Origin of the sequence: uncultured Sphingomonas sp. (assembly GCF_937871615.1) — a bacterium.
Taxonomy (GTDB): domain Bacteria; phylum Pseudomonadota; class Alphaproteobacteria; order Sphingomonadales; family Sphingomonadaceae; genus Sphingomonas.
The window spans coordinates 21,642-46,899 of sequence record NZ_CALMPA010000008.1 but is presented as its reverse complement, the minus strand read 5'-3'; the positions used below and the strand labels follow the sequence as shown (position 1 = coordinate 46,899).

Here is a 25,258-nt window from a genome sequence, read left to right as displayed (position 1 = left end):
CCGGTGACGAGATCGGCCTTGGCCAGCCGCGCGGCGCGTTCGGCCATGTCGGCGAGCTTCGCCTTCTCAAGCCCCTCCCCTTCAGGGGAGGGGTTGGGGGTGGGGGACGTCTCACCGAGACCGGCGGCTGCGTGGGACTGCCCCACCCCAACCCCTCCCCTGAAGGGGAGGGGCTTTACGATCCCTTCTTCCACCAGCCAGCGCGCGAGCTTCGCCACCCGCTCCACCTTGTCCGCCACGGTGCCGAGCTTTTCGTGGAAGACGATCTTTTCGAGCTTCTTCGCCTGCTCCGCGAGCGGCACCTTCAAGTCCGTCTCGTAGAAGAAGCGCGCATCCGCCAGCCGCGCGGCGAGCACCTTGCGGTTGCCCTCGACGATCTTCGCGCCGCCATCGGTCGCGGCGATATTGGCGGTGCAGACGAAGGCGTTGGCGAGCTTGCCCGCGCCGTCGCGGCAGACGAAATATTTCTGGTTCACCCGCGCGGTGAGCTGGATCGCCTCGGGCGGCACCTCAAGGAACGCCGCGTCGAAGCGGCCAAGCAGCGGCACCGGCCATTCGGTGAGGCCGGCATTCTCCGCGACCAGCCCCTCGTCCTCGATCAGTTCCAGCCCCGCCTCACGCGCCAGCGCCGACGCGCGGGTGCGGATGATCGCCATCCGCTCGTCCTGATCGACGATGACATGCGCCGCGCGCAACTTCTCGACGTAATCGCCCGCCGAGCCGATCGTGATCGCGCCGGGATGGTGGAAGCGGTGGCCGAGCGTCGCCGCCCCGCTCTCCACGCCGGAAACCGTGACGGGCACGATATCGCCGCCGAACAGCGCGACGATGCCGTGCAGCGGGCGCACCCAGCGCTGGCTCTCGGTGGAGCGCGAGGCCGCGCCCCAGCGCATCGACTTGGGCCAGGCGAAAGCGCGGATCACCGCGGGAATCGCGCTGGCGAGCACCTCCGCCGTCGCGCGGCCAGGGCGCTCGATCACCGCGAAGAACACGCCGTCGCGCTCCTCAAGCTGCTCGCGCGCAAGGCCCGTCTTGCGCAGGAACCCCTCCAGCGCCTGTGGCGGCGCGGAGCTACGCGGGCCTTTCAATTCCTCGCGCACGGCTTGCGTGGCTTGCGGCAAGCCGCGCAGGATCAGCGCGAGGCGGCGCGGGGTGGCGTAGCTGATCGTCTCCGCCGCCGTGATGCCCGATTGCGCCAGTTCGGCGGCGAACAGCCGCGCGAGATCGTCGCGCGCCTTGGCCTGCATCCGGGCGGGGATTTCCTCCGAGCGGAGTTCGAGCAGGAAATCGGTCACGCCGCGCTCCATTCGGGATATTTCGCCTGCCATGCGGGCGTATTCTTCTCGATCCACGCCGCGCAGCTCGCCTTGGCCAGATCGCGCACGCGGCCGATATAGGCTTGCCGCTCCGCCACGGAGATCACGCCGCGCGCGTTGAGCAGGTTGAAGATGTGGCTCGCCTCGATCGCCTGTTCATAAGCCGCGATCGGCAGCTTCGCGGCGAGCGCATTCTCGCATTCCGCCGCCGCTTTCCGGAACAGATCGAACAAGGCGTCGGTATCGGCGACCTCGAAATTCCACGTCGACATCTCGCGCTCATTCTCAAGGAACACGTCGCCGTAGCTGACGCCCTCGTCGTTGAAGCGCAGGTCGTACACATTGTCGACATTCTGGATATACATCGCCAGCCGTTCGAGGCCGTAGGTCAGCTCGCCCGCCACCGGCTTGCAATCATAACCGCCCATCTGCTGGAAATAGGTGAACTGCGTCACCTCCATCCCGTCGCACCACACTTCCCAGCCCAGCCCCCAGGCGCCGAGCGTCGGGCTTTCCCAATCATCCTCGACGAAGCGGATATCGTGGACGCTCATATCCACCCCGATCGCGGCGAGGCTGCCGAGATAGAGCTGCTGCAGGTCCGGCGGGCTGGGCTTCAGGATCACCTGATATTGGTAATAATGCTGGAGCCGGTTGGGGTTTTCGCCATAGCGCCCGTCGGTCGGGCGGCGGCTGGGCTGGACGAAGGCGGCGTTCCACGGCTCCGGGCCGAGCGAGCGCAGCGTCGTCGCGGGGTGAAAGGTGCCGGCGCCCATCCGCATGTCATACGGCTGAAGGATCACGCACCCGCGCTCGCTCCAATATTGATGGAGGCGCAGGATCATGTCCTGGAAGCTCAGCGGCGTGTCTGTTGACCTCATGTTCATCGCGCGCGCGCAATGACGGATGGCTCGCCAACAGGCAAGGGTACGGAGTCTTTTGCGCGGCTTTCAGCCGTCGGACGGCGCCAGCCCGCTCCCCCACCCCGCCTCCCAGTCATGTTGCCGATGGGAGGCGGGGTGGGGGAGCGGGCTGGCGCCGCATCGAAAATCAATTAAGCCTCACCCTGCCACTTTTGACACGAGGTCGCCCGCTTTGTTCCGCTCCATCGCCGCTTCGTTCGCCGCCCTTGGCCTCGCCTTCGCCCTGCCCGCCTGTGCGCAGCCCGCGCCGCCGGTCGCCGCGACGCCCGCCGATCCCGCCTTGTGGGTGGTCAAGGACAAGGACACCACGATCTATCTGTTCGGCACGATCCATGTGCTGAAACCCGGCCTGTCGTGGTTCGACGATGCGGTGAGGAAGGCGTTCGATAAATCGGGCACTTTGGTGCTCGAAATGGTCGAGCCGGATCAGGCGACCCAGCAGAAGGTGGTCCTGTCCAAGGCGTTCGCGCCCGATGGCCCCACGCTTTCCGAGCAATTGCCGCCGGCCAAGCGCGCCGCCTTCGCCACCGCGCTTACCGAAAACGGCCTGTCGCTGTCGCAATATGATCGGATGCGCCCGTGGTTCGCGGCGATCAGCCTGTCGATCCTGCCGCTGGAGAAGATCGGCTATGATCCCGCCAACGGCCCGGAGGGCATCCTCACCCGCGCGGCGAAAGCGCAGAAGAAGCAGGTGATGGGGCTGGAGACGTTCGAGGGCCAGATGTCGATCTTCGACAAGCTCTCGCAAAAGGGCCAGATCGAGCTGCTCTCCTCCACCATCGACGAATTGCCCAAGGCGCGGGAGAATATGGACAAGATGGTCGCCGATTGGGCAAGCGGCCGCCCCGAGGCGCTGGCGGCGGAGATGAACGCCTCGCTCAAGGATACGCCCGAGGTGGCGGAAACCCTGCTGCTCAACCGCAACAAGCAATGGGCCGGGTGGATCGCGGAGCGGATGAAGACGCCGGGCACGGTGTTCATCGCGGTCGGCGCGGGGCACCTCGCGGGCAAGGGCAGCGTGCAGGATCAATTGCTGCGCTACAAGCTGAAGGCGGTGCGGATAAAATACTGAAAACAAAGCCCTGCCCCTTCAGGGGAGGGGTTGGGGGTGGGGCAGTCAAGAGCGACGGTCTCTGCGGGTCATCCCCCACCCCACCCCCTCTCCTGAAGGGGAGGGGCTTGGCGACTCGCCCCCGCATTGCCTTTTTGGCGCCGCCCGGCTAAGGGCGCCGGCTTCCCGTCATGGTCATCCCTGGAGGCGTGGCGGGAGATGAACCACTTTCGTTTCGGAGATACTGTATGAGCGATACGCTGACGCTCGCAGCCGAGACGCGTGATCGGGTCGGCAAGGGAGCCTCCCGTGATCTGCGTCGTCAAGGCCGCGTCCCCGCCGTGATCTACGGCCAGAACAAAGAGCCCGCCTCGATCCACCTCGAGGAAAAGGCGCTCGTGAAGGCGCTCGGCACCGGGCACTTCATGAACTCGGTCATCATGGTCAACGGTGAGCGCACGCTGCCGAAGGACGTGCATTTCCACCCGGTCACCGATCGTCCGGTCCACGTCGATTTCCTGCGCATCAGCGCGCACGCCAAGGTCACCGTCGCGGTGCCGGTGGTGTTCACGAACGAGGACGAAGCCCCCGGCCTGAAGAAGGGCGGCGTGCTCAACATCGTTCGCCACGAGCTGGAGCTGGTGTGCGACGCGGCGGAAATCCCCGGCGAGGTCGAAATCTCGCTCAAGGGCTTCGACGTTGGCGCATCCGTCCATATCTCGGACGTGAAGCTGCCCAAGGGCACCGCTTCGGCGATCGAAGACCGCGATTTCACCATCGCGACGATCGTTGCCCCGTCGGGCCTGAAGTCCGCCGAGGGCGCCGCCGCGGCGACCGGGGAAGAAGGCGACAAGGCGGAGTAATTCGCTTTTTTGTCTGTTATCACGGTGCCGGCCCGCTCCCCTGAGGATCGCGCCGGCACCGCCGGAGCACGCGAACGCCTGTTCCACCAAACCATTCGGGCGGGGTGACGGCAACGTCCCTCCGCCCGTTTCATATCGGAAGGGAATGCGCGTGCAATTGTGGGTCGGTCTGGGCAATCCGGGGCCGCAATATGCGATGCACCGACACAATGTCGGCTTCATGGCGCTCGATGCGATCGCCGCGGTGCATGATTTCGGCCCGGTCGCGAAGAAATTTCAGGGCTGGGTGCAGGAAGGGCGGCTGGGATCGGAGAAGATCCTGCTTTTGAAGCCCGCGACCTTCATGAACGAAAGCGGCCGCAGCGTCGGCGAGGCGCTGCGCTTCTACAAGCTCGATGTGGACGCGCTCACCGTGTTCCACGACGAACTCGATCTCGCGCCGTTCAAGGTGAAGGTGAAGCGCGGCGGTGGCACCGCCGGGCATAACGGCCTGCGCTCGATCGACCAGCATCTCGGCCCCGATTTCCGGCGCGTGCGGATCGGCATCGGCCATCCCGGCCACAAGGATCGCGTCACGGGTTACGTGCTCGGCAATTACGCGAAGAACGAGATTGATCCGCTTTCCGATCTGCTCGGCGCGGTCGCGGCGGAAGCGGCGCGGCTCGCCGATGGCGACGACGCGCGTTTCATGAACGATGTGGCGCTCCGGCTCGGGGATTGAGCCGCCGCCCTCCTCTCCACCAGCCCCGCCCGCAACAAGGCCCCGCCCCATGCCGATCCGCACATTGTTCCCCACCCTGTTCTATGAAGACCGCATTGCCGACGCGGCGCTGATCGCCGATCTCGAACAATCGGCGCATATGCTGGCGCAGGAGGATGGCGCGGGCCGCGCATGGTCCCGCGCGCACGGCTATCGCGGCTATACCAGTTATGCCTCGCTCAACGATCTGCCCGCGCGCGATCCCGCCTTCGCCGCGCTGAAGCGCCGGCTCGACAAGCATGTCGCGGCCTTCGCGGAGGAGTTGCAACTCGATCTCGGCGGGCGACGGCTGAAGCTCGACAGCCTGTGGGTCAATGTGATGAAGCGCCACGCCACCCATTCCGGGCATATCCACCCGCACAGCGTGATCTCCGGCACTTTCTATGTCGCCGTCCCGCCGGGATCGGGCGCGCTCAAGCTCGAAGATCCCCGCCTGCCAATGCTGATGGCGGCGCCGCTGCGCCCCGACACCTTCGTCTATGCCGAGCCCGCGCCCGGCAGCGTGTTCCTGTGGGAAAGCTGGCTGCGCCACGAAGTGATGCCGAGCGACGCGAAGGACGAACGGATCAGCATCAGCTTCAACTATAGCTGATCGGCTCCACGCAAATCCTGCTGACGGATGAACCCGCCGCCCAGACTCCGTTCATCTGCCGCGATTTATAGCGGGGTTGTTACCGGGAGGATGGATGGAGTCATGTCGTCATGGCCGGATTTCGCATTTCCCATCTCGGTGCGTCGGTGGCGCTGGCGGCATTGGCGCTGGCCGGATGCAATCGCACCCCCGCCGTCGATCAGGCGCTGCTGAACAACCAGAGCGCGATCGCCCCATTGCCCGATCTGCCCGCGACGCTGCCGATGGTCGACGGGCCGGCAACCCCGGCAACCTTCGCGCCGCGCGTCACCTCGCTTCCCGAAACGCGCCCGATCCGCACCGTGCGGGTGCGCGATGCGGCGAGCGGCGCGGGCTATGCCTATGCCAACGCGGCTTATGGTTTCGCCGACGCGCTTGGCGAGGCGCCGCCCGATTACGGCTTCGATTATCAGGGCGTGGAGCCATGGGCGTGGCAGGCCTATGACGATTCGATCGTGTTCGTGGAGCCGGTCGCCGGCGGTTATCGTTCCTATTATTATCGCCCCGGCGCCGACGAACCCTATTTCATCAGATGCCCCGATTACTCCTACGGTTATGCCAACGGCCAGCTCGCGGTGGTCTATGCCGTGGATGGCGCGATCATCCCATGGGCGGATTACGGGCCGCAGGTGATCTATGCCTCGCGCTATCTGGTGCGTGGCCGCGACATGTGGCGCGCCTCGCGTGACGAGCGCCTCCCGATCAACGCCGCGAACTGGGCGGATCGCCGCACCGGCTGGTTCGAGGCGCGCCTGCAATGGGGCGCCGCGCGGGCGCGCCAGCCCTTGTGGGAAAGCTATGCGCAAACCAACGCCGCCGCTGAAAGCCACTGGCGGACCGAGCAGGTGCGGCGCGGCGCGGATGCCCGCCGCTTCGCCACCTGGCAATCGCAGGGCTTCCGCTCCGCCCCGCCGCCACGCGCGATTCCCGTGCAATGGCAACAGGCATCCTGGGCGCGCAATCCGGATCATTTCGCGCCGGCGGCGGCGGCGATCACCGGCGGCGCGGTCGCGAGCGGGGCGGTGATGGCGCATAACGCCGCGATCGCGGCGCAACGCCAGCAGGAGGAACAGCAGGCCCGGCTCGCGGATGCCGCCCGCGTCCAGCAGGAGCAAGCCCGGATGCTCGCGCAGCGTCAGCAGGCGATGCAGATGCAGACCGCGCATCTGCAACAGGCCCGCGTCGCCGACACGATGCAGCGCCGCCAGCAGCAAGCCGTGCGCTTCGAGCAACAACAGGCCCACGCCGCCGAAACGATGCAACGCCGCCAGCAGCAGGCCGTGCGCTTCGAGCAACAACAAACCCGCACCGCCGAAATGACGCAACGCCGCCAGCAGCAGGCCGTGCGCTTCGAGCAACAACAGGCCCACGCCGCCGAAACGATGCAACGCCGCCAGCAGCAAGCCGTGCGCTTCGAGCAACAACAAACCCGCGCCGCCGAAATGACGCAGCGCCGTGAGCAGCAGGCCCGTGCAGCGGACGTGATGCAGTATCGCCAGCAGCAGGCCGCCCAGATGGAGCGCCAGCAGGCCGCGCGGATGGAGCAGCAGCAGGCACGCATGGCGGACATGGCCCGCCGCGAACAGGCCGGCGCCGCCCGCGCGCAGGAAATGCAGGCGCGGGCGCAGCAGCAGCAGGCGCGCGCCTCCGAATCCTTCCAGCGCGCGCAGATGCAGGCGCCGCGCGTGCAGGAACAACCGGCGCCCCGCCCCGCCGCGCCGCCGCACGAGCATCCGGAACGCCCGCACGAGCAGCGCTGAGCCTGTGCCTCGGGGTGGCGCGATGCGGGCGAAGGCTGTAGGGCCGCCCGCATCCCCCTTCTTGAGGAACGAACATGGGTTTCCGTTGCGGCATCGTGGGCCTGCCCAATGTGGGCAAGTCCACCCTTTTCAACGCGCTGACCGAGACGGCGGCGGCGCAGGCCGCGAACTATCCTTTCTGCACGATCGAGCCGAACGTCGGCAATGTCGGCGTCCCCGATCCGCGCCTGGAAAAGCTCGCCGCGGTCGCGGGGTCGGCGAAGATCATCGAAACGCAACTCGCCTTCGTCGATATCGCCGGGCTGGTGCGCGGCGCCTCCAAGGGCGAGGGGCTGGGCAACCAGTTCCTCGGCAATATCCGCGAGGTGGACGCGATCGTCCACGTGCTGCGCTGCTTCGAGCATGGCGACGTGACGCACGTGGAGGGCAAGGTCGATCCGATCGCCGACGCCGAAACGGTTGAGACCGAGCTGATGCTCGCCGATCTCGAAAGCCTCGAAAAGCGCGTGCCCAATCTTATCAAGAAGGGCCAGTCGGGCGACAAGGAGGCGAAGATCGCCGCCAGCGTGCTCGGCCAGGCGCTCGATCTGCTGCGCGAAGGCAAGCCCGCGCGACTGACCCAGCCGAAGGATGTCGAGGAGCAGCGGCTGTTCGCGCAGGCGCAATTGCTCACCGCAAAGCCCGTGCTCTATGTCTGCAACGTCGAGGAGGCGAGCGCGGCGAACGGCAACGCGCTATCCGCCCGCGTGTTCGAACGCGCGGCGTCCGAGGGTGCGGAGGCCGTCGTCGTCTCCGCCGCGATCGAGGCGGAAATCGCCACCATGCCGGTGGAGGATCGCGGCGAGTTCCTCGCCGAACTGGGCCTCGCCGAAACCGGCCTCGCCCGCGTGATCCGCGCCGGCTACACCCTGCTTCATCTGCTCACCTTCTTCACCGTCGGGCCGAAGGAAGCGCGCGCCTGGACGGTTCCGGCCGGATCAAAGGCGCCGCAGGCCGCCGGCGCGATCCACACCGATTTCGAACGCGGCTTCATCCGCGCGGAGACGATCGCGTTCGACGATTATGTCGCGCTGGGCGGCGAATCCGGCGCGCGCGAGGCGGGCAAGCTCAGGCAGGAGGGCAAGGAATATCTCGTCCACGATGGCGATGTGATGCTGTTCCGCTTCAACGTGTGAGGTTCCGCCGTCATTCCCGCGCAGGCGGGAATCCATTCACGCGGATCAGGGAATAGAATCGCGCCACCAGCCGAAAATGGATTCCCACCTGCGCGGGAATGACGAACGCGGCGGGCGAGCCGCCCTTCCCCCCCTCGCCGTTCGGGCTGAGCTTGTCGAAGCCCTGCACTTTTCGGGGAAGAAGGCGGCCCTTCGACAAGCTCAGGGCGAGCGGGAATATGGCCGGGTTATCGCTTACTCTTCAAACGCGGTGATGATCGGGCAGCCCCCGCCCTCGCCCGCCGCGCAGGATCGCGCCAGCCGCGCGAGCGATTCGCGCGCGGCGGCAAGCTCGGCGATCTTCGCGTCCAGCGCGACGATGCGGCGTTCGGCCAGCGCGCGCGCCGCCGCGCGATCCTCGCCCGCGTCGAGCGCGAGCAACCCGGCGATCTCGTCGAGCGTGAAGCCCGCCCCTTGCGCCGAGCGGATGAAGCGCAGCCGCCGCAGCGCCTCCGCATCATAGCGCCGCACGCCGCCGTCAATCCCGTGGCCGCCGCGCGGCGGCGTGCCGATCAGCCCGCGCCGCTGGTAATAGCGCACCGTTTCCACGCCCACGCCGCCCGCTTTCGCCAGCGCGCCGATCGTCATTGCCACCACCACTTGACTCCGTACCATGGTACGGCCCCTATATCGGCGCGCATGGATACATCCGCAAGCAGGAGCGCGACGCTCTATCGCATGGTCATGCCCGGCCACACCTGCCCTTATGGGGTGAAGGCGAAATGGCTGCTCGAACGCCACGGCTACCGGGTCGATGATCGCTGGCTCACCACCCGCGCCGAAACCGATGCGTTCAAGGTGCTGCACGATGTGCAGACCACGCCGCAGACCTTCATCAACGGCGAGCGCGTCGGCGGTTACGACGATCTCCGCCGCTTCTTCGGCAAGCCGGTCGCCGCCCCCGGCGCGACCAGTTATCGCCCGGTGATCGCGCTGTTCGCGATGACGGCGCTGATGGCGCTCGCCGCCAGCTTCGCGGTGACGGGCTCGGCCTTCACGATTCGCGCGGGCGAATGGTTCATCGCGTTCAGCATGTGTATCCTAGCCCTGCTCAAGTTGCAGGATGTCGAGAAATTCTCCTCGATGTTCCTGAATTACGATCTGCTCGCGGCGCGCTGGGTGCCCTATGCCTATCTCTATCCGTTTCTGGAGGGGCTGGCGGGCGTGCTGATGGTGGCGGGCGCGCTGACATGGTTCGCAGCGCCGCTTGCGCTGGTGATCGGCGGAATCGGCGGGGTTTCGGTGTTCAAGGCGGTCTATCTCGATCGGCGCGAGCTGAAATGCGCCTGTGTCGGCGGATCGTCGAACGTGCCGCTTGGTTTCGTCTCGCTCACGGAGAATGTGATGATGGTGGCAATGGCGGTGTGGATGCTGGCGGGGATGCACTGAGCGATAAGCGCGGCGCGCTGATTGTGCCTTCCACCTGTCATCCGCCGCGCGTAAGCGTTTGGGGATGATCGGTCGCACCCTCGTGCTCGCCGCGCTCGCCGCTCTTGGCGGCTGCGCTTATCCCTATACCCCGCATGGCCTGCCGCCGGCGAACCAGGCGGCGCCGGTCGCGGCCACCGTGGCGGAGAGCCGCGCGCCCGTCACCATCCTGATCTCGATCGACGGCTTTCGCCCGGATTATCTCGATCGCGGCGTCAGCCCGAATCTCGCGCGGCTCGCGGCGACGGGGGTGTCCGCGCCGATGCGCCCGTCCTTTCCGTCAAAAACCTTCCCCAATCACTGGACGCTCGTTACCGGGCTGCGCCCCGATCGCCACGGCATCACGGCGAACAATATGGAAGATCCCGCCCGGCCCGGCGAGAAATTCACCATGGCGACCGACGATCCCTTCTGGTGGAACACCGCCGAGCCGATCTGGGTGACCGCGCAAAAGGCGGGCATTCGCGCCGCTTCGATGTTCTGGCCCGGCTCCAGCGTCGCATGGGGCGGGGTGCGGGCTGCGGAATGGCCGAACACGGTGACGGGCGGCGTCCGCCCGGATGACTGGCAGCAATTCACGCAGGTGATGCCCGGCGAGAATCGCGTCAACGCGGTGATCGACTGGCTGCGCCGCCCGCCTGCCACCCGCCCCGGCTTCATCACGCTCTATTTCGATACGGTGGACACCGCCGGGCACCAGTTCGGCCCCGCCAGCCCGGAGGTGACCGCGGCGGTGGGCGAGGTCGATCGCTGGATCGGCGATCTGACGGCGGGGCTCGCCGCGCTCGGCCAGCCGGCCAATCTGGTGATCGTCGCGGATCACGGCATGGCGCCCACCTCCAGCGATCGCGTGATCGCGCTCGACAAGCTCATCAGCCCCGATGATGCCCGGATCGTCGAAGCCGGTCCCTATGCCAGTTTCGTCCCCGCGCCCGGCCGCGATGCCGCGGTGGCGGCGGCGCTGCTCAAGCCGCATCCGCATCTCACCTGCTGGCGGAAAGCCGAGATTCCGGCGCGCTTCCATTATGGCAGCAACGTCCGCGTGCCCCCCTATCTCTGCCTCGCCGACGATGGCTGGACGACGATGAAGACCGCGCCCGCCACGCCGTTTACGCGCGGCGAACATGGCTATGACAACGACCTGGCGGATATGCGCGCTTTGTTCATCGCCAACGGCCCCGCCTTCGCCGCCGGGCGCAAACTGCCTGTATTCGATAACGTCGATATCGCGCCGCTCTTGCGCGATCTGCTCGGGCTGCCGGCGGGGACCGGGCTGGACGGCACCGACGCGCCGTTCCGCGCGGTGCTCAACAAGAAACAGGCGAAAGGGTGAGGATGCAATATTTCGAGGATATCGCGGTCGGCGCGAAGGCCAGCTTCGGCGCGTATCAGGTAACGCGCGAGGAAGTGATCGACTTTGCGGGCAAATATGATCCCCAGCCGTTCCACCTTTCCGACGAAGCCGCCGCGCAGACGCATTTCGGGCGCCTTTCGGCAAGCGGCTGGCATACCTGCGCGATGGTGATGTCGATGATCGTCGAGAATCTGAAGCAGCACCGGCAGGCCGGGCTCGGCTCCCCCGGCATCGACGAATTGCGCTGGCTGAAGCCGGTTTTCCCCGGCGACACCCTGCGCTGCGAAACCGAGGTGATCGAAAAGCGCCAGTCCGCCAGCCGCCCCGAAATGGGCATCTTCAAAAGCCGCATGACCGTGTTCAATCAGGAAGACGCGCCGGTGATGACGATGATCTCGAACGGGCTGATCCGCACGCGATCGGGGGCCGCCGCGACGGCGTGATGAAGCGCGCCGGCACGTCGCGCCAAGCCGATCTGGAGCGGGATCGACATTCAGGATTCCCAAATGATGTGAGGGCTGATTCACAGGGCTCCGTGCTGAGGCTCGGAGCGGGCGATGGCGGTCAAGCGATACGGAACGATGTGCAATGGGCGAAGGTCGCGCCGTTGCTGCCGGGTAAAGCAGGCGATCTGGGTCGGACGGGATCGGATAACCGATTATTCGTGAACGGATGTTTGTGGCTTCTGCGGCCGGGGGCGCATTGGTGCGACCTGCCGGAACATTATGGGCGATGGAAGACGGTGCGTCGACATTTCAGCCGCCGGTATCATGCCGGCGGGTGATCCCACCCGCCTTGAAACCGATCTCGTCGCGCTGATCGCGGCGGACGATCGGCGGATGGCGGCGCTGGCCGCCGTCGCGTCGCTCAGGCTGCCGGATTGCTGGATCGGCGCGGGCTTCGTGCGCGATGCGGTGTGGGATCGCCTCCACGGGCGCCCGCCCGCGATGCCGCATGGCGATGTCGACGTGCTGTACTTCGATTCACGCCATCTCTCGCCCGGCGACGACGCCGCGCTGGAGCGCCGGTTGCGCGCGGCTGCGCCTGAGCCGGACTGGTCGGTCAGGAATCAGGCGAGGATGCACCTGCGCAATGGCGATCCGCCGTACCGATCGGTCGGCGATGCGATGCGCTTCTGGCCCGAAACCGCCACCGCCGTGGCGCTGCGGCTGGCGGGCAACGGCGCGATCGAGGTGATGGCGCCTTACAGGCTGGGCGATCTCTACCGTCTTCGCCTCGTCCCGACGGAAAACTTCACAACCCGCAAGCGCGCGATTTTCGATCAGCGGATCGCCGACAAGGAATGGCTGGCGCGCTACCCCCTGCTCCGCGTCATCCGCTGAAATCCTTCCCGTCCGCCGCTCAACGGTTACTCGCGTGGCGGATGCCCGCCGCCGGAATGGCCGCCGCCCCGCCCACCGCCGAAGCCGTGCCAGTTCGGGCGTGGATTCGGGCGCATCGTCTGGCCGTTCCAGCCGGGTCGTCCATGCCAGTAACTGTCGCCCCGGCCCTGCCAGTAGCGCCGCTGGTCATCGTTCCAGCGATAGGGCCGCCGATAGCGATCGTACACATAGACGCCGGTGCCGGGATAATAATAATCGCCGTACCAGCCCCAATAGCCATCACCATAGCCATAGCCGTCATAATAGCCCGGCACGCCATAGCCGACAGACATGCCGCCATAGCCGTAATCGTCGGCGCAGGCCGAAACGGCGATCCCCGCCGCGCCGATCAGCGCCAGAAGCAGGATGCGTTTGCGGTCCATTGCCATTCTCCCACAAGCCGGGCGATCCACGCGCGGAGTAAGCGGCCAATCCAATGATGAAACGCGGGCGAATGTTCCGTCGCCCGCGAAACCAACTGCGGCGATTATGGCGCGCGGCGCGTGAAGCGGCGCTGAACTGGCCTGTTCTCCCCCGTTCAGGATCAGCCGTGCCACAGGCGCGACGTTCCGCCTTGCGCGGCGATGTCGATAGGTCCGCGCCGCTTTCCAGCCGCTGTTCGCGGCGTGATGGCGAAGCGGGCGTGCCGCTCTCACGCGCCCGGCGGCATAAGAGCAGCGTTCAGGATCAGCCGCGACGCAAGCGCGACGTTCCGCCCTCGGCGCGCCGATGCCGATAGCCTTCCGCTGTTTGCCAGACCCCGTGCGCCCCGCGCGCCCGGCGGCATGAGCACACCGTTCAGGATCAACCGCGACGCAGGCGCGACGTTCCGCCCTCGGCGCGCCAATGCCGATGGCTTTCCGCTGTTTTCCAGACCCCGTGCGCCCCGCGCGCCCGGCGGCATGAGCGCACCGTTCAGGATCAACCGCGACGCAGGCGCGACGTTCCGCCCTCGGCGCGCCAATGCCGATAGCCTTCCGCTGTTTTCCAGACCCCGCGCGCGCCAGTGCGCCCCGTGCGCCCCGTGCGCACGCCACATGACAGCGAAGCCGGCGAGTTGCTCACTCCTTTTCCTCGCATGGCACGCGGGCCGCCGCGTCCTTCCACGAACGCGCGGCCCGTGCCTTTCAACTCATGCCGGCGCGCGAAAAGCGGCTTGCCGCGCCGAGCACCATTCTCGGTTCGATCCGCCCTGAATGGCGACGCGGCGCTAATGCCCCGGAAACGCCACCAGCGCGTCCACCTTGATGCCGTCCGCCGCCAGTGCCGCCGCGCCGCCCAGATCCGGGAGGTCGATCAGGAACTGCGCCTGCGTCACGATCGCGCCCGCCTTGCGCAGCAGGCGGATCGCGGCGCGCGCGGTGCCGCCGGTGGCGATCAGATCGTCGACCAGCAGCACGCGCGCGCCCGGCGCCAGCGCATCGGCGTGCATCGCGATCCGGTCACTGCCATATTCGAGCGCATAATCCTCCGCGATCGTCGCCCCCGGCAGCTTGCCGTCCTTGCGGATCAGCAGCACGCCCGCGCCGAGCGGCACCGCCAGCGCGGCGGCGAACAGGAAGCCGCGCGCCTCGATTCCCGCGACGAGATCGACCGGCCCGTCGGTCGCCGCGACCATCCGCTCGACGCTCGCCGCGAGCCCGGCGGGCGACAGCAGCAGCGTGGTGATATCGCGAAACGCGATGCCGGGCTTGGGGAAATCCGGGATGGTGCGGATCAGCGCCTTCAGATCGTCGTTCACCGGCATCTCCTTTCCGCGCGATCCTAGAGCGATTTCGAGGCCGGTGGAATCACCCGCCGGCGCGTAAAATCGCGGCGAACACAAGGAAGGTCGCGCGACGATCCGATGCGGCCGGATCGCAAAACCGCTCCAACGCAAAACGGCGGCCGGGGTTCGCACCACGACCGCCGTTTCATTTGTCCCGCATCCTTCACATGGGTGAAGGCGCGGCCCGCCCTCAATGCTTAATGTCGCGCCACACGTTCTGATAGGCGCCCCAGGCGAGGAAGCAGAAGATCGCGAGGAAGATCACCGACGCCAGCCCCGCGCCATGGCGCGATTCCAGGTTCGGCTCCGCCGTCCAGGTCAGGAAGGCGGCAACGTCGCGCGCCATCTGATCCTTGGTCGCCTTGGTGCCGTCGGTATAGCTGACCTGGCCATCGGCGGTCAGCGGCGGCGGCATCGCGATGTTCAGGTTCGCGAACACCGGGTTATAGTGCAGGCCCGACGGCGTGACGGAGCCGGGGAATTTCTTCACCAGTTCAGCCGGCTGGTTGCGATAGCCCATCAGCAGCGCGTGGATATAATTGGGGCCGTCCTCGCGCGCCTTCGCCATCAGCGAGAGATCGGGCGGCAGCGCGTTGTTGTTCGCGGCGCGCGCGGCGACCTCGTTGGCGAACGGCGACGGGAATGGATCGGCGGGCACGTTCTTGCGCGTCGCCGCCTCGCCCGTATCCGGGTTGATGCTCGGCTGCTCGATCACCCAGGCTTGCGCGATCGCCTTCACCTGCGCCTCGGAATAGCCGAGCTTGGTGAGATCGCGGAAGTGGACGTATTTCAGCGAGTGGCAGGCGGCGCAGACTTCCTTGAAAACCTGGAAACCGCGCTGGACCTGCTGGCGATCGAAGGTGCCGAACAGCCCGGCGGACTTCAGCCCGATATTTTCCGGCTCGACGCGATAGACGTGCTCGGCGGATTCGGGCGTCGGATCGGTGATAGAAGTCTTCACCGTGCCGAACAGCGCGAAGCTGAGCGCCGTCAGGAACGCCGCGCCGATCAGGAGTGCGATGGTACGAACCATTGTCTTGTCAGTCCCCCGTTCGGCTCAGTGTGCCAGCGCCGGTTGAGCCGGCTGTGTTTCGCCATGCTTTGCCAGCACGGCTTCGGTGATCGAATTCGGCAGCGGGCGCGGCCGCTCCGAACGCGCGACCATCGGCAGGATAATCAGGAAGTGCGCGAAGTAATAAGCCGAGGCGATCTGCCCCATCATCACGTTGCGCGCGATCGGCTCCGCCCCGCCGACATAGCCGAGCACCAGCACGTCGACGAGCAGCACGCCCAGGAACCAGCGATATTTCGGGCGATAGCTGGCCGAGCGCACCGGCGACGAATCCAGCCACGGCAGGAAGAACAGCAGCAGGATCGAGCCGAACATCGCCAGCACGCCCCACAGCTTCGCCGGGATCCACAGGAAGTTGAAGGTGAACGACTTCAGGATCGCGTAGAACGGCAGGAAATACCATTCGGGCACGATGTGCGCCGGGGTCGAGAGCGGGTTCGCCTCGATATAATTGTCCGGATGGCCCAAGAGGTTCGGCGCGAAGAACACCAGCACCGCGAACACCACGAAGAACACGCCGACGCCAACGCCGTCCTTGGCGGTGTAATATGGATGGAAGGGCACGGTATCCTGCTCACCCTTCACGTCCACGCCGGTCGGGTTGCTGGAGCCTGGAATGTGCAGCGCCCAGATGTGCAGGATGATGACGCCGAAGATAACGAACGGCAGCAGATAGTGCAGCGAGAAGAAACGGTTCAGCGCGGCATTGTCGGGCGCGAATCCGCCGAGCAGCCAGATGCGGATCGTTTCGCCCACCCCCGGTATCGCCGAGAAGAAGCCGGTGATGACCTGCGCGCCCCAGAAGCTCATCTGGCCCCATGGCAGCACATAGCCCATGAAGGCGGTTGCCATCATCAGCAGGAAGATCACCACGCCCAGCAGCCACACCATCTCGCGCGGCGCCTTGTACGAGCCGTAATAGAGGCCGCGCGCGATATGGACGTAAACCACAAACAGGAACATCGACGCGCCGTTGGCGTGCGCATAGCGCAGCAGCCAGCCGCCGTTGACATCGCGCATGATATGTTCGGTCGAGCCGAAGGCGACCAGCGCGTTGGGCGCATAATGCATCGCCAGCACCACGCCGGTGATGATCTGGCACACCAGCGCCACCCCGGCGAGCACGCCGAAGTTCCACCAGTAATTGAGGTTGCGCGGCACCGGATAACCGGCGCCGATCGAATTATAGACGAGGCGCGGCAGCGGCAGCTTCTCGTCCAGCCACCGCATCAGCGGCTGCTTCGGCTCATAATGTTTGGCCCAGGGAAAGCTCATTGTGCGCTACCTCAACCGACCGTGACGGCCGTGTCAGACTTGAAAGTATAGGGCGGTACGAACAGGTTCAGCGGCGCCGGCCCCTGCCGGATCCGCGCCGCCGTATCGTATGCCGAGCCATGGCACGGGCAGAAATAGCCGCCGAACGGCCCGCGATTCTCGCCCTCGCCCGCGCCCAGCGGCACGCAGCCGAGGTGGGTGCAGACGCCGAGCGTGATGAGCCAGTTCTTCTTGCCCGGCTTGGTGCGCTGCTCCAGCGTCTGCGGGTCGCGCAGCGTGCTGAGCGGCACCGCATCGGCCTCCGCGATTTCCTTCGGCGTCAGGTTGCGCACGAACAGGGGCTGCTTGCGATAGATCGTCTTGATCGCCTGCCCCGGTGCGATCTTCGACAGATCGACATCGGTGGTCGCCTGCGCGAGCACATCGGCGGAAGGGTTCATCTGGTTGATGAGCGGCAGGACGACGACGCCCGCGCCCACGCCCGCCCAGGCTACGGCGGCGATATTGATGAAATCGCGACGGCGGGGATCGTGATCTTCCTCAAGATATCGGACTGGGTTCGCACCCGGGGGAATCGTGTCTTCGACCGTCGCCATTCGCTAACCCTTGTCCCTTCCTGTCGGGCGGGCGCATCGTAGCGGATCGAGATCCTCCCACGCCCACCTTTTGACCACCCGTCCCCACGGAGGCTCGGGCCTGATAGCCGCCACCCCCGCCGCTGCCAACAGCATTTTGCGTTTAATCATTATCCTAGGGATCGCCCCTTCCGCAGGAAAGCCGTGCGCGCTAATCGCGCCGTGATGCGCATCGCCCTCCACGAACCCGATATCGCGGGCAATGTCGGCACGATCCTCAGGCTCGCGGCGTGCATGGGCGCCGGAGTCGATCTGATCGAGCCGATGGGCTTCCCGTGGAGCGATCGCGCGCTGGCCCGCGCCGGGATGGATTATGCGGGCGCCGTGGAAGTGACGCGCCACGCGGACTGGGCGGCCTTTGTCGCTCAGGCTGGCGGGCGCATCGTGCTCGCCACCACCAGCGGCGCGATTTCGCTACCAGAGGCGCATTTCCGCGCCGACGATATCCTGCTGTTCGGATCGGAGGGCGCGGGCGTGCCGCAGGCGGTGCACGATCGCGCCGATTTGCGGGTACGCGTGCCGATGCGTCCCGGCTTCCGCTCGCTCAACATCGCGGTGTCCGCCGCGATTCTGCTGGGCGAGGCGTTGCGCCAGACCGGCGGCTGGCCGGATTGATCGGCGCGGGGGCCGATGCAGACAGCCCCCGGAAAACCATGCCGGGGGCTGCCTTGGGCGATAAATCGCGCGGGTTCGTCAGGCTGCGGTGTAGCGCAGGCTCGTCGTGGCGCGCCGGCGGCGCAAGGTTCCGCCGATCATCCCGAAGCCCAGGATCATCAGCGCCCAGGTCGCCGGTTCGGGAACCGAGGGCACGACGGAGAGGCCGCCGATCAGGAAGTTGTGGGGCGTGTCTCCTGAATATCCGCTCGAGACGAAATCATAATATTTATAGGTGCCGAGACCGGGCAGCGCGTTGTAAATTTCCTCGGTCGTGCCGCTAATCAGCGGCGATCCGGAATATGATCCCGCGGTGTGGCTGCCGTAGACGTTCCAGGTTTCGCCGTTCGTCGTGCTGCCGGTGAAGAATTGTATGAGCGAAACCTTGCCGAGAAGCTGGCCGACATCGAGTTGCACGAAGCCGAATCCGGTGGCGATTTCATTATCCAGCGCGCCGGCGAGGCCGATCCCATTCTCGTCTCCGCCGAAATTCTTGCCGAAAAGGTCGATCGGCGAACCGGAAGGGTTGAAGCCGCTGGCCGTTACCGAAAGGCCGCCGGAAGTATAGGTATGGGTCGGCCCGATATTGCCTGGCGCGCTGGAGAAATCGAACAACACGGCGGCCGACGCCGCGCTGCTCGCCGCCATTCCGGCGGTCGCCACCAATAATCCGAATGCAAGTTTACGCATGGCACAATGTCCTTCTCGCTCGCGCGCAGAACCGCCGAAGCGCTAAGCGCGCATCAGTCCAACTTGGCCGTTTTGTTATTGACCGCGACTCGTGCGGTCGATGCGGGAGGATAGGTCCGCATCGGAAATACAATCAATGCGTTGGCAACCATTCATCGTCCCGATTCGGGACGCGTTCGGCATCCCGCTGAACGGGAAGGAGATTTCCGCGGGGTGCGCCAAACCGTTCGTCGCATCCGGCGATCGGCGCACGCGGGCGGGGCATCGCGCGCGCCGCCCGCAATCACAAAAAGACCATTTCCCGCCCGCCACCCGGCGCGATGCCGGGACACGCGACATTCAGGCCGGGCCGCGCCGAAATGGCGGTTTCCCCGTTATCCGCAAGCGCGGCGTAGCAAAGCCAGGCGAGCAACAGACAGCGCGGGGAAACCGCCATTTGCAGGCCGGCATGGGCCGAACGTCGCGTCGGCCCTAAGCCGCCGCCCCGGCGTAGCGATGGACCATCGCGGCGAGCCGCCCGTCGATGATCTCCTCCGCCTCGGCGACAATGCGATCGACCAGTTCCTTCACGCTCGGCACGTCATGGATCAGCCCCTGCACCATGCCGGCGGACCAGATTCCGCCATCGGTATCGCCATTCTCCATCGCGGCCACCCCGCGCTTGCCCGCGACAAGATGCTGCACATCCTCGAACTTCGCGCCCCCGCGCCGCTCGATCGCCACGACTTCCTGGCTCACCGCGTTCTTCATCACCCGCGCTGTATTGTGCAGCGTGCGGAAGATCAGATCGGTCGCGCGCTCGTCGTTCGCCACCATCTGCTGCTTGAAGCTTTCGGGGATTTCGGCCTCTTTGGTGACGCAGAAGCGCGTGCCCATGTTGATGCCGTCCGCGCCCAGCGCGAGCGCCGCGACCAGCCCGCGCCCGTCGCCGAACCCGCCCGAGGCGAGCATCGGCACCGTCACCTTGTTCGCCGCCGCCGGGATCAGGATCAGGCCGGGGATATCATCCTCGCCCGGATGGCCCGCGCATTCGAAGCCGTCGATCGAGATCGCGTCCACGCCCATCCGCTCGGCGGAAAGCGCGTGGCGGACGGCGGTGCATTTGTGGATCACCTTGATCCCGTGCGCCTTGAAATCGTCGACATGCTCCTGCGGCTTGTAGCCCGCGGTCTCGACGATCTTCACCCCACCCTCGATGATCGCGCGGCGATATTCGGCATAAGGCGGGGGCGTGATCGTGGGCAGGATCGTGAGATTCACGCCGAACGGCTTGTCGGTCAGGTCGCGGCAGCGCGCGATTTCCTTCGCCAGCGCCTCGGGCGTCGGCTGGGTCAGCGCGGTGATGAAGCCGAGCGCGCCGGCATTGGCGACCGCGGCGACCAGCGGCGCGCGCCCCACCCACTGCATCCCGCCCTGCGCGATCGGATATTCAACCCCGAACGCCTCGGTGAACCGCGTCTTCAGCATGTCCGTCTCCCCAACCTACCATAACAGATGTTACGCCGATTCGCTGCGCCGCCGCAAGTCCCGCCCCGGCCAAAGCCCGCCACCCCGGCCTCGTGCCGTGATCCACGCAGGCGGCAGACGGCGAGGCCGGAAGAGTCGGGATCACCTCAAATCCGTTCGCCCTGAGCCTGTCGAAGGGCTGCCCATTTCTTCACCGGAAGAAAGACAGTGCTTCGACAAGCTCAGCACGAACGGCGAGGTGGCTCCCCGCCGCGAGACAGGGCGGCGGCGCTTAGCGCTCAGCCCCGATCGCCTGCCAGCCGCTGCGCGGGCGGATCTGGCTCTCGGTCCGGTAATCCACATCGTCCCAGCCGAGGTCGGCGAATTCCTTCCGCTTCGGCCCGAGATAGCCGAACAGGAACGCCCCCACCTTGCGCATCTGGATTTCCTCCGCGCCCTCGGTGATGCGATAGCGGCGGTGGTGGCGATAGATATGCTCGAACGGCTTGTGCCGTGAATAGCCGATGCCGCCATGCACCTGCATCGCGCGATCCGCCGCCTCGCAGCACAGCCGGTTCGCCCAGTAATTGCACATGCTCACCTTGTCGGAGATGCGCTTCTCCACCTCCGGATGGGGCATCTGATCCATTTCCCATGCGGTCTTGCGGATCAGCAGGCGCAGCATCTCGGTCTGCGTGGCGAGTTCGACCAGCGGGAACTGGATCGCCTGGTTGCGCGCCAGTTCCTCGCCGAACGGCTTGCGCTGGCGGGCATAGCGCACCGCTTCCTCGATGCAGTAAACCGCCGCGCCAAGGCTGGAGGCGGCCTGGCGGATGCGGTTTTCATGGACGAAGCTCTGCGCCAGCGGCAGGCCGTTGTCGGCGGGGCCGAACATCGCGCTGTCGGGCACCCATACGTCATTGAAGCTGACGCGCGGGTGATCGGTCGGCATGTTGAAGGTCCAGAGATATTCCTCGATCTTCACCCCCGGCGCGTCCGACGGCACGAGGAAGCAACTGATGCCGCGTGCCGCGCCATCCTCGCCGCTGGTCCGCGCGAACAGGGCGCAATGCGTCGCGACGTGCATCCCCGTCGTCCACATCTTCTCGCCGTTGAGCAGCCAGCCGGAAACGCCGTCGCGCTCCTGCCGACGCCCGCGCGTTTCCATATGGGTCGCGTCCGATCCGTGATCCGGCTCGGTCAGGCCGAAGGTGATGCGCTTGCTGCCGTCGAGCATACCGGGGATGAATTCGGCCTTCTGCTCCTCGGTGCCGAAATCGTCGAACATCTTGGCGAAGGGATTGTTGGCGACGATCGAATGTTCATTCTGCAGATCGTTGTGCAGCCCCAGCCCCTTGGAGGCGAGATATTCGCGGATCACGCACATCCACAGATTCGATCCGCCCTTGCCGCCGAATTTGGGGAGCAGCGCGAATCGCAGATGCCCGGCCTTGTCCGCGCGGCGCTTCGCCTCGTGCAGCAATGCCTCCCATTCGTGGCGCGGCAAACCACCATTCTCGAAATCGGTCCGCGCCCATTCGCGGCGGTGATCAAAAAAGCGGACGTTGTCGTCCGCCTCCTCAAGCGGCTTGATTTCCGCCTCGATGAAGGCATCCAGTTCGGCCAGATAGTCGATCAGATCCTGGGGCAGTGCGAAATCCATATTGATCCTCTCTGAACAATCCTTAGAGTTCTATGCAATTTGGCGCAGCGCGGCATGATTGGCCAGCCTGAAAAGATAAGGAAGCATATGGCGGACGTTGCGGAAAGGCTTGCGGTGCTGGCGCCGGTGATGGCGGGCGGCAATGCGCGCATCGCCGATCTCGGGCTGCTCACCGGCGGCGCGAGCATGGAGACATGGGCGTTCACGCTGGTTCCCGCCGCCGGCGAATCGACCCAACTCATCCTGCGCAGGGGCGATTCCCCGCTCGCCACCCACCCCGGCAGCAAGCCGCCGCTCCGAATCGAGGCGGAGCTGATCGCGGCGGCGGTCGCGCATGGCGTCCCCGCGCCCGAGGTGGTGCATATCTGCACCGAGGCGGACGGGCTTGGCGAGGCGTATGTCATGCGCCGCGTATCGGGCGAGACATTGGGCAAGCGCATCGCCACAGACCCCGCGTTCGACGCGGTTCGCCCCTGCCTCGCGCGGCAATGCGGCGCGGCGCTCGCGCGGATTCACGCCACCCCGCCGCTCGCCGAACTCGCCACGCTCGATATCCGCGCCACGCTTGCGAATTACGAGGAAACATGGCGCGCATCCGGGCTGGTCCGCCCGACGATCGAGGCCGCGTTCCGCTGGCTCGAACGCCGCGCGCCGGAGGCGACCGACCTCACCTTGGTCCACGGCGATTTCCGCAACGGCAATCTGATGGTCGATCCCGCCACCGGGCTTGCCGCCGTGCTCGATTGGGAACTGGCGCATATCGGCGATCCGGCGGAGGATATCGGCTGGATCTGCACCAATAGCTGGCGCTTCGGGCGGCCAGAGCATCGCGTCGGCGGGTTCGGCGATCTCGATGATCTGCTCGATGGCTATGTCGCGGCGGGCGGCGCGCCGATCGCCAAGGAGCGCGTCGATTTCTGGCAGATGCTCGGCAGCCTGAAATGGGGCGTGATGACGACGATGATGCACGCGCGCTGGGCCGCGGCCCCCTCCGCCGGGCCGGAACGCGCCGTGATCGGGCGGCGATTGTCGGAAACAGAGGCGGATATCGTCGCCATCATCGAACGGAACGCAGCATGATTACGCATCCCACCGCACAGGCATTGGTAGCGGGCGTCGCGGGCTGGCTCCCGGTCGACGGCAGCGCGAGCGGCTTCACCCTGCGCGTCGCGCGCAACGCGCTGGAGATCGCCGCGCGCGACATGGCGCTCGGCCCCGCCGCCGATGCGCGCGCCGCCGCCCGGATCGCCGCTTTGCTCGGTCGCGACGACACCGGCGATCGTGACGCGCTCGACGCGCTGCTGGTGGCGGCGATCCGCGACGGCGCGATCGCGCCTGACGATCCGCGCCTGATCGCGCATATGAAGGCGTGCGCGCTCGATACGCTGGCGATAGATCAGCCGCGCTACGCCCATGAACTGGGCTGAGCCACCCGCTGGCGTGCCAGTTTGGCACAATGTCTCGAATATTTAATCTTTTATTAATCAAGGAGCCTTGGCATCCGGCCCCCAACTTTTCTGGGGATGATGTGATGAACAAGATGGCTTTCCTGGCGACGGCAGCGGCTGCGGCGTTCGTCGCCGCGCCGGCTTCGGCCGCGACGACGATCAATCTGGTTCCGGTGCTGGGCACGCTGAGCGGCGCCTTCGGCAACGCCCATCCGCATGGCTCGGGCACCGATGTCTATAATTTCACCGTGCCGTCGGATGGCAGCGTGTTCGGCTATGTCGGCTCGATCGGCCTGCGCTTCACGTTCAACGATCTCGATTTCACCTCGGTGACGCTGAACGGCGTGAACTTCGACATCAACAGCAGCGGCTGGATCGAGGATCGCACGATCACGCTGCCCGTCCTCGCGGGCGTGCAGACGCTGTCGGTCAGCTACAAGAACGCGCAGCGGTTTTCGAGCTACGGCGGGTTCGTCTCCTTCACCGCGGGCGCGGTCGGCGCGGTGCCTGAACCGGCGACCTGGGCGCTGATGATCCTCGGCATGGGCGGCATCGCGGGCGCGATGCGCCACCGCCGCCGCACGACGACCACCGTTCGTTTCGCCTGAACCGCGGGATCGTCTGATAAAAGGGGCCGTTCGCCGGGTGGCGGGCGGCCCCTTTTGCCGTCCGCGCCCTCTGGACAATCGCCGCCAATCCCGCAAAGCGACAGGCAGGCGTGAGGAGATGATGATGGCCGGCATGGGCGCGTTCGACTGGGCTGACCCCTTTTTGCTCGACGATCAGTTGAGCGATGACGAGCGGATGGTGCGCGATACCGCGCGCGCCTATGCTGAGGACAAGCTGGCGCCACGCATCATTGATGCCTTCGCGCATGAGACGACCGATCCCGAAATCTTCCGCGAGATGGGCGCGCTCGGCCTGCTCGGGCCGACGGTGCCGGCGGAATATGGCGGGGTCGGCGCGTCTTACGTCGCTTATGGCCTCGTCGCGCGCGAGGTGGAGCGCATCGACTCAGGGTATCGCTCAATGATGTCGGTGCAGTCGAGCCTCGTGATGTATCCGATCTATGCCTATGGCTCGGAAGCGCAGAAGCGCAAATATCTCCCCAAACTCGCCAGCGGCGAATGGATCGGCTGCTTCGGGCTGACCGAGCCCGATGCGGGATCGGACCCCGGCGGCATGAAGACCCGCGCGGTGAAGACCGACGGCGGCTATCGCATTTCCGGCAGCAAGACGTGGATCAGTAACGCGCCGATCGCCGATGTGTTCGTGATCTGGGCCAAGTCGGATGCGCATGGCGGCGGCATCCGTGGCTTCGTGCTCGAAAAGGGCATGAAGGGCCTCTCCGCGCCCAAGATCGAGGGCAAGCTTTCGCTGCGCGCCTCGATCACCGGGATGGTGATGATGGATGAGGTGGAGGTCGGCGAGGATGCGCTGCTTCCCGAGGTGCAGGGGCTGAAAGGCCCGTTCGGCTGCCTCAATCGCGCGCGCTACGGCATTTCATGGGGTTCGCTCGGCGCGGCGGAATTCTGTATGCACGCGGCACGGCAATATGGCCTCGATCGCCACCAGTTCGGCAAGCCGCTCGCCGCCAACCAGCTCTATCAGAAGAAGCTCGCCGACATGCAGACCGAGATCGCGCTCGGCCTGCAAGCCTCGCTGCGTGTCGGGCGGCTGATGGACGAGGGCCGTTTCGCGCCGGAGATGATCTCGATCGTCAAGCGCAACAATGTCGGCAAGGCGCTCGATATCGCGCGGATGGCGCGCGACATGCACGGCGGCAACGGCATTTCGGGCGAATATCAGGTGATGCGCCACCTGATGAACCTCGAGACGGTCAACACCTATGAGGGCGCGCACGATGTCCATGCGCTGATCCTCGGCCGCGCGATCACCGGCATCGCGGCGTTCTGAGCGGCAGC

At 66.2% G+C, this 25,258-nt stretch carries 27 protein-coding genes and 1 pseudogene; 16 read left to right on the top strand and 12 right to left on the bottom strand.

The genetic code is table 11. The features are described from left to right. Positions 1 to 1,295 (bottom strand): glycine--tRNA ligase subunit beta (gene glyS, locus Q0316_RS01005; RefSeq protein ID WP_298668316.1); only part of this gene is annotated, 1,295 nt, incomplete at its 3' end. Then, a complete protein-coding gene (locus Q0316_RS01000; protein WP_298668313.1) occupies positions 1,292 to 2,197 on the bottom strand; it encodes a glycine--tRNA ligase subunit alpha in 906 nt (301 codons plus the stop codon). The genes glyS and Q0316_RS01000, both read right to left, overlap by 4 nt. A 214-nt stretch (positions 2,198 to 2,411) precedes the next feature. On the opposite strand from Q0316_RS01000, the gene Q0316_RS00995 reads away from it, so the two are divergent. From Q0316_RS00995 to ychF, 6 genes are all read left to right on the top strand, one after another. Beyond that, positions 2,412 to 3,311, top strand: coding sequence for a TraB/GumN family protein (locus Q0316_RS00995; RefSeq protein WP_298668310.1), 900 nt, complete (start codon positions 2,412 to 2,414; stop codon positions 3,309 to 3,311). A 227-nt stretch (positions 3,312 to 3,538) separates the two neighbouring features. After that, positions 3,539 to 4,153, top strand: a complete 615-nt coding sequence (locus Q0316_RS00990; protein ID WP_298668307.1) for a 50S ribosomal protein L25/general stress protein Ctc — start codon at positions 3,539 to 3,541, stop codon at positions 4,151 to 4,153. A 151-nt stretch (positions 4,154 to 4,304) separates the two neighbouring features. Then, positions 4,305 to 4,874 (top strand): aminoacyl-tRNA hydrolase, encoded by a 570-nt coding sequence (gene pth, locus Q0316_RS00985; protein ID WP_298668304.1) that lies wholly within the window; start codon positions 4,305 to 4,307, stop codon positions 4,872 to 4,874. A 49-nt stretch (positions 4,875 to 4,923) separates the two neighbouring features. Continuing rightward, complete coding sequence (locus Q0316_RS00980) at positions 4,924 to 5,505, top strand: TIGR02466 family protein (RefSeq protein WP_298668301.1); 582 nt, start codon at positions 4,924 to 4,926, stop codon at positions 5,503 to 5,505. Positions 5,506 to 5,615: 110 nt separating this feature from the next. Further along, positions 5,616 to 7,304 (top strand): hypothetical protein, encoded by a 1,689-nt coding sequence (locus tag Q0316_RS00975; RefSeq protein WP_298668298.1) that lies wholly within the window; start codon positions 5,616 to 5,618, stop codon positions 7,302 to 7,304. Positions 7,305 to 7,378: 74 nt separating this feature from the next. After that, complete coding sequence (ychF, locus tag Q0316_RS00970) at positions 7,379 to 8,479, top strand: redox-regulated ATPase YchF (protein ID WP_298668295.1); 1,101 nt, start codon at positions 7,379 to 7,381, stop codon at positions 8,477 to 8,479. A 10-nt stretch (positions 8,480 to 8,489) separates the two neighbouring features. Here the strand turns inward: ychF and Q0316_RS00965 are convergent, their stop codons facing one another. After that, entirely contained in the window at positions 8,490 to 8,678 is a 189-nt protein-coding gene (locus Q0316_RS00965; protein WP_298668292.1) for a hypothetical protein, read from the bottom strand. A gap of 35 nt (positions 8,679 to 8,713) precedes the next feature. After that, on the bottom strand, positions 8,714 to 9,133 hold the full coding sequence (locus tag Q0316_RS00960; RefSeq protein ID WP_298668289.1) for a MerR family DNA-binding protein: 420 nt from the start codon (positions 9,131 to 9,133) through the stop codon (positions 8,714 to 8,716). Between the two features lie 24 nt (positions 9,134 to 9,157). On the opposite strand from Q0316_RS00960, the gene Q0316_RS00955 reads away from it, so the two are divergent. The 5 genes and pseudogenes from Q0316_RS00955 to Q0316_RS00935 all read left to right on the top strand — a co-directional run bounded on the left by Q0316_RS00955 (position 9,158) and on the right by Q0316_RS00935 (position 12,643). Continuing rightward, positions 9,158 to 9,907, top strand: a complete 750-nt coding sequence (locus Q0316_RS00955) for a glutaredoxin family protein (RefSeq protein ID WP_298668286.1) — start codon at positions 9,158 to 9,160, stop codon at positions 9,905 to 9,907. Positions 9,908 to 9,971: 64 nt separating this feature from the next. Then, positions 9,972 to 11,279, top strand: coding sequence for an ectonucleotide pyrophosphatase/phosphodiesterase (locus Q0316_RS00950; RefSeq protein ID WP_298668284.1), 1,308 nt, complete (start codon positions 9,972 to 9,974; stop codon positions 11,277 to 11,279). A 2-nt stretch (positions 11,280 to 11,281) separates the two neighbouring features. Then, a complete protein-coding gene (locus tag Q0316_RS00945) occupies positions 11,282 to 11,743 on the top strand; it encodes a MaoC family dehydratase (RefSeq protein ID WP_298668319.1) in 462 nt (153 codons plus the stop codon). A 128-nt stretch (positions 11,744 to 11,871) separates the two neighbouring features. Continuing rightward, a pseudogene (locus Q0316_RS00940) lies at positions 11,872 to 12,063 on the top strand (transposase); the annotation flags it as partial. A gap of 7 nt (positions 12,064 to 12,070) precedes the next feature. Beyond that, the gene (locus Q0316_RS00935) at positions 12,071 to 12,643 is read left to right on the top strand and encodes a nucleotidyltransferase family protein (protein ID WP_298668281.1); all 573 of its coding nucleotides are present in this window, start codon (positions 12,071 to 12,073) and stop codon (positions 12,641 to 12,643) included. A 26-nt stretch (positions 12,644 to 12,669) separates the two neighbouring features. On the opposite strand, the gene Q0316_RS00930 is transcribed toward Q0316_RS00935, so the two are convergent. From Q0316_RS00930 to petA, 5 genes are all read right to left on the bottom strand, one after another. Beyond that, positions 12,670 to 13,065, bottom strand: coding sequence for a hypothetical protein (locus Q0316_RS00930; RefSeq protein ID WP_298668278.1), 396 nt, complete (start codon positions 13,063 to 13,065; stop codon positions 12,670 to 12,672). An 827-nt stretch (positions 13,066 to 13,892) separates the two neighbouring features. Then, positions 13,893 to 14,429: an adenine phosphoribosyltransferase gene (locus tag Q0316_RS00925; RefSeq protein WP_298668276.1), complete on the bottom strand. Its 537-nt coding sequence runs from the start codon at positions 14,427 to 14,429 to the stop codon at positions 13,893 to 13,895. A 211-nt stretch (positions 14,430 to 14,640) separates the two neighbouring features. Then, positions 14,641 to 15,483, bottom strand: a complete 843-nt coding sequence (locus tag Q0316_RS00920; RefSeq protein ID WP_298668273.1) for a cytochrome c1 — start codon at positions 15,481 to 15,483, stop codon at positions 14,641 to 14,643. A 24-nt stretch (positions 15,484 to 15,507) separates the two neighbouring features. Further along, positions 15,508 to 16,797: a cytochrome b N-terminal domain-containing protein gene (locus Q0316_RS00915; RefSeq protein ID WP_298668270.1), complete on the bottom strand. Its 1,290-nt coding sequence runs from the start codon at positions 16,795 to 16,797 to the stop codon at positions 15,508 to 15,510. A gap of 11 nt (positions 16,798 to 16,808) precedes the next feature. Beyond that, the gene (gene petA / locus Q0316_RS00910; protein ID WP_298668267.1) at positions 16,809 to 17,393 is read right to left on the bottom strand and encodes a ubiquinol-cytochrome c reductase iron-sulfur subunit; all 585 of its coding nucleotides are present in this window, start codon (positions 17,391 to 17,393) and stop codon (positions 16,809 to 16,811) included. Positions 17,394 to 17,597: 204 nt separating this feature from the next. Here petA and Q0316_RS00905 point away from each other — a divergent pair, with 204 nt between their 5' ends. Further along, positions 17,598 to 18,047, top strand: a complete 450-nt coding sequence (locus Q0316_RS00905; protein WP_298668265.1) for a tRNA (cytidine(34)-2'-O)-methyltransferase — start codon at positions 17,598 to 17,600, stop codon at positions 18,045 to 18,047. Positions 18,048 to 18,125: 78 nt separating this feature from the next. Here Q0316_RS00905 and Q0316_RS00900 read toward each other — a convergent pair whose 3' ends face one another. From Q0316_RS00900 to Q0316_RS00890, 3 genes are all read right to left on the bottom strand, one after another. Beyond that, complete coding sequence (locus Q0316_RS00900) at positions 18,126 to 18,776, bottom strand: PEPxxWA-CTERM sorting domain-containing protein (RefSeq protein ID WP_298668262.1); 651 nt, start codon at positions 18,774 to 18,776, stop codon at positions 18,126 to 18,128. 471 nt (positions 18,777 to 19,247) lie between these two features. Continuing rightward, on the bottom strand, positions 19,248 to 20,243 hold the full coding sequence (locus Q0316_RS00895) for a nitronate monooxygenase family protein (protein WP_298668259.1): 996 nt from the start codon (positions 20,241 to 20,243) through the stop codon (positions 19,248 to 19,250). A 271-nt stretch (positions 20,244 to 20,514) separates the two neighbouring features. After that, positions 20,515 to 21,885: an acyl-CoA dehydrogenase family protein gene (locus tag Q0316_RS00890; protein WP_298668257.1), complete on the bottom strand. Its 1,371-nt coding sequence runs from the start codon at positions 21,883 to 21,885 to the stop codon at positions 20,515 to 20,517. An 87-nt stretch (positions 21,886 to 21,972) separates the two neighbouring features. On the opposite strand from Q0316_RS00890, the gene Q0316_RS00885 reads away from it, so the two are divergent. From Q0316_RS00885 to Q0316_RS00870, 4 genes are all read left to right on the top strand, one after another. After that, positions 21,973 to 22,965 (top strand): phosphotransferase family protein, encoded by a 993-nt coding sequence (locus tag Q0316_RS00885; protein WP_298668255.1) that lies wholly within the window; start codon positions 21,973 to 21,975, stop codon positions 22,963 to 22,965. Next, the gene (locus Q0316_RS00880) at positions 22,962 to 23,312 is read left to right on the top strand and encodes a DUF6285 domain-containing protein (protein ID WP_298668252.1); all 351 of its coding nucleotides are present in this window, start codon (positions 22,962 to 22,964) and stop codon (positions 23,310 to 23,312) included. The genes Q0316_RS00885 and Q0316_RS00880 overlap by 4 nt, the downstream gene beginning before the upstream one ends. A 104-nt stretch (positions 23,313 to 23,416) precedes the next feature. Next, on the top strand, positions 23,417 to 23,941 hold the full coding sequence (locus Q0316_RS00875) for an FxDxF family PEP-CTERM protein (RefSeq protein ID WP_298668249.1): 525 nt from the start codon (positions 23,417 to 23,419) through the stop codon (positions 23,939 to 23,941). A 124-nt stretch (positions 23,942 to 24,065) separates the two neighbouring features. Further along, positions 24,066 to 25,250 carry an acyl-CoA dehydrogenase gene (locus tag Q0316_RS00870; protein ID WP_298668246.1) on the top strand — a complete coding sequence of 395 codons (1,185 nt, stop codon included), beginning with the start codon at positions 24,066 to 24,068 and terminating at the stop codon, positions 25,248 to 25,250. The last annotated feature ends 8 nt before the right edge of the window (positions 25,251 to 25,258 follow it).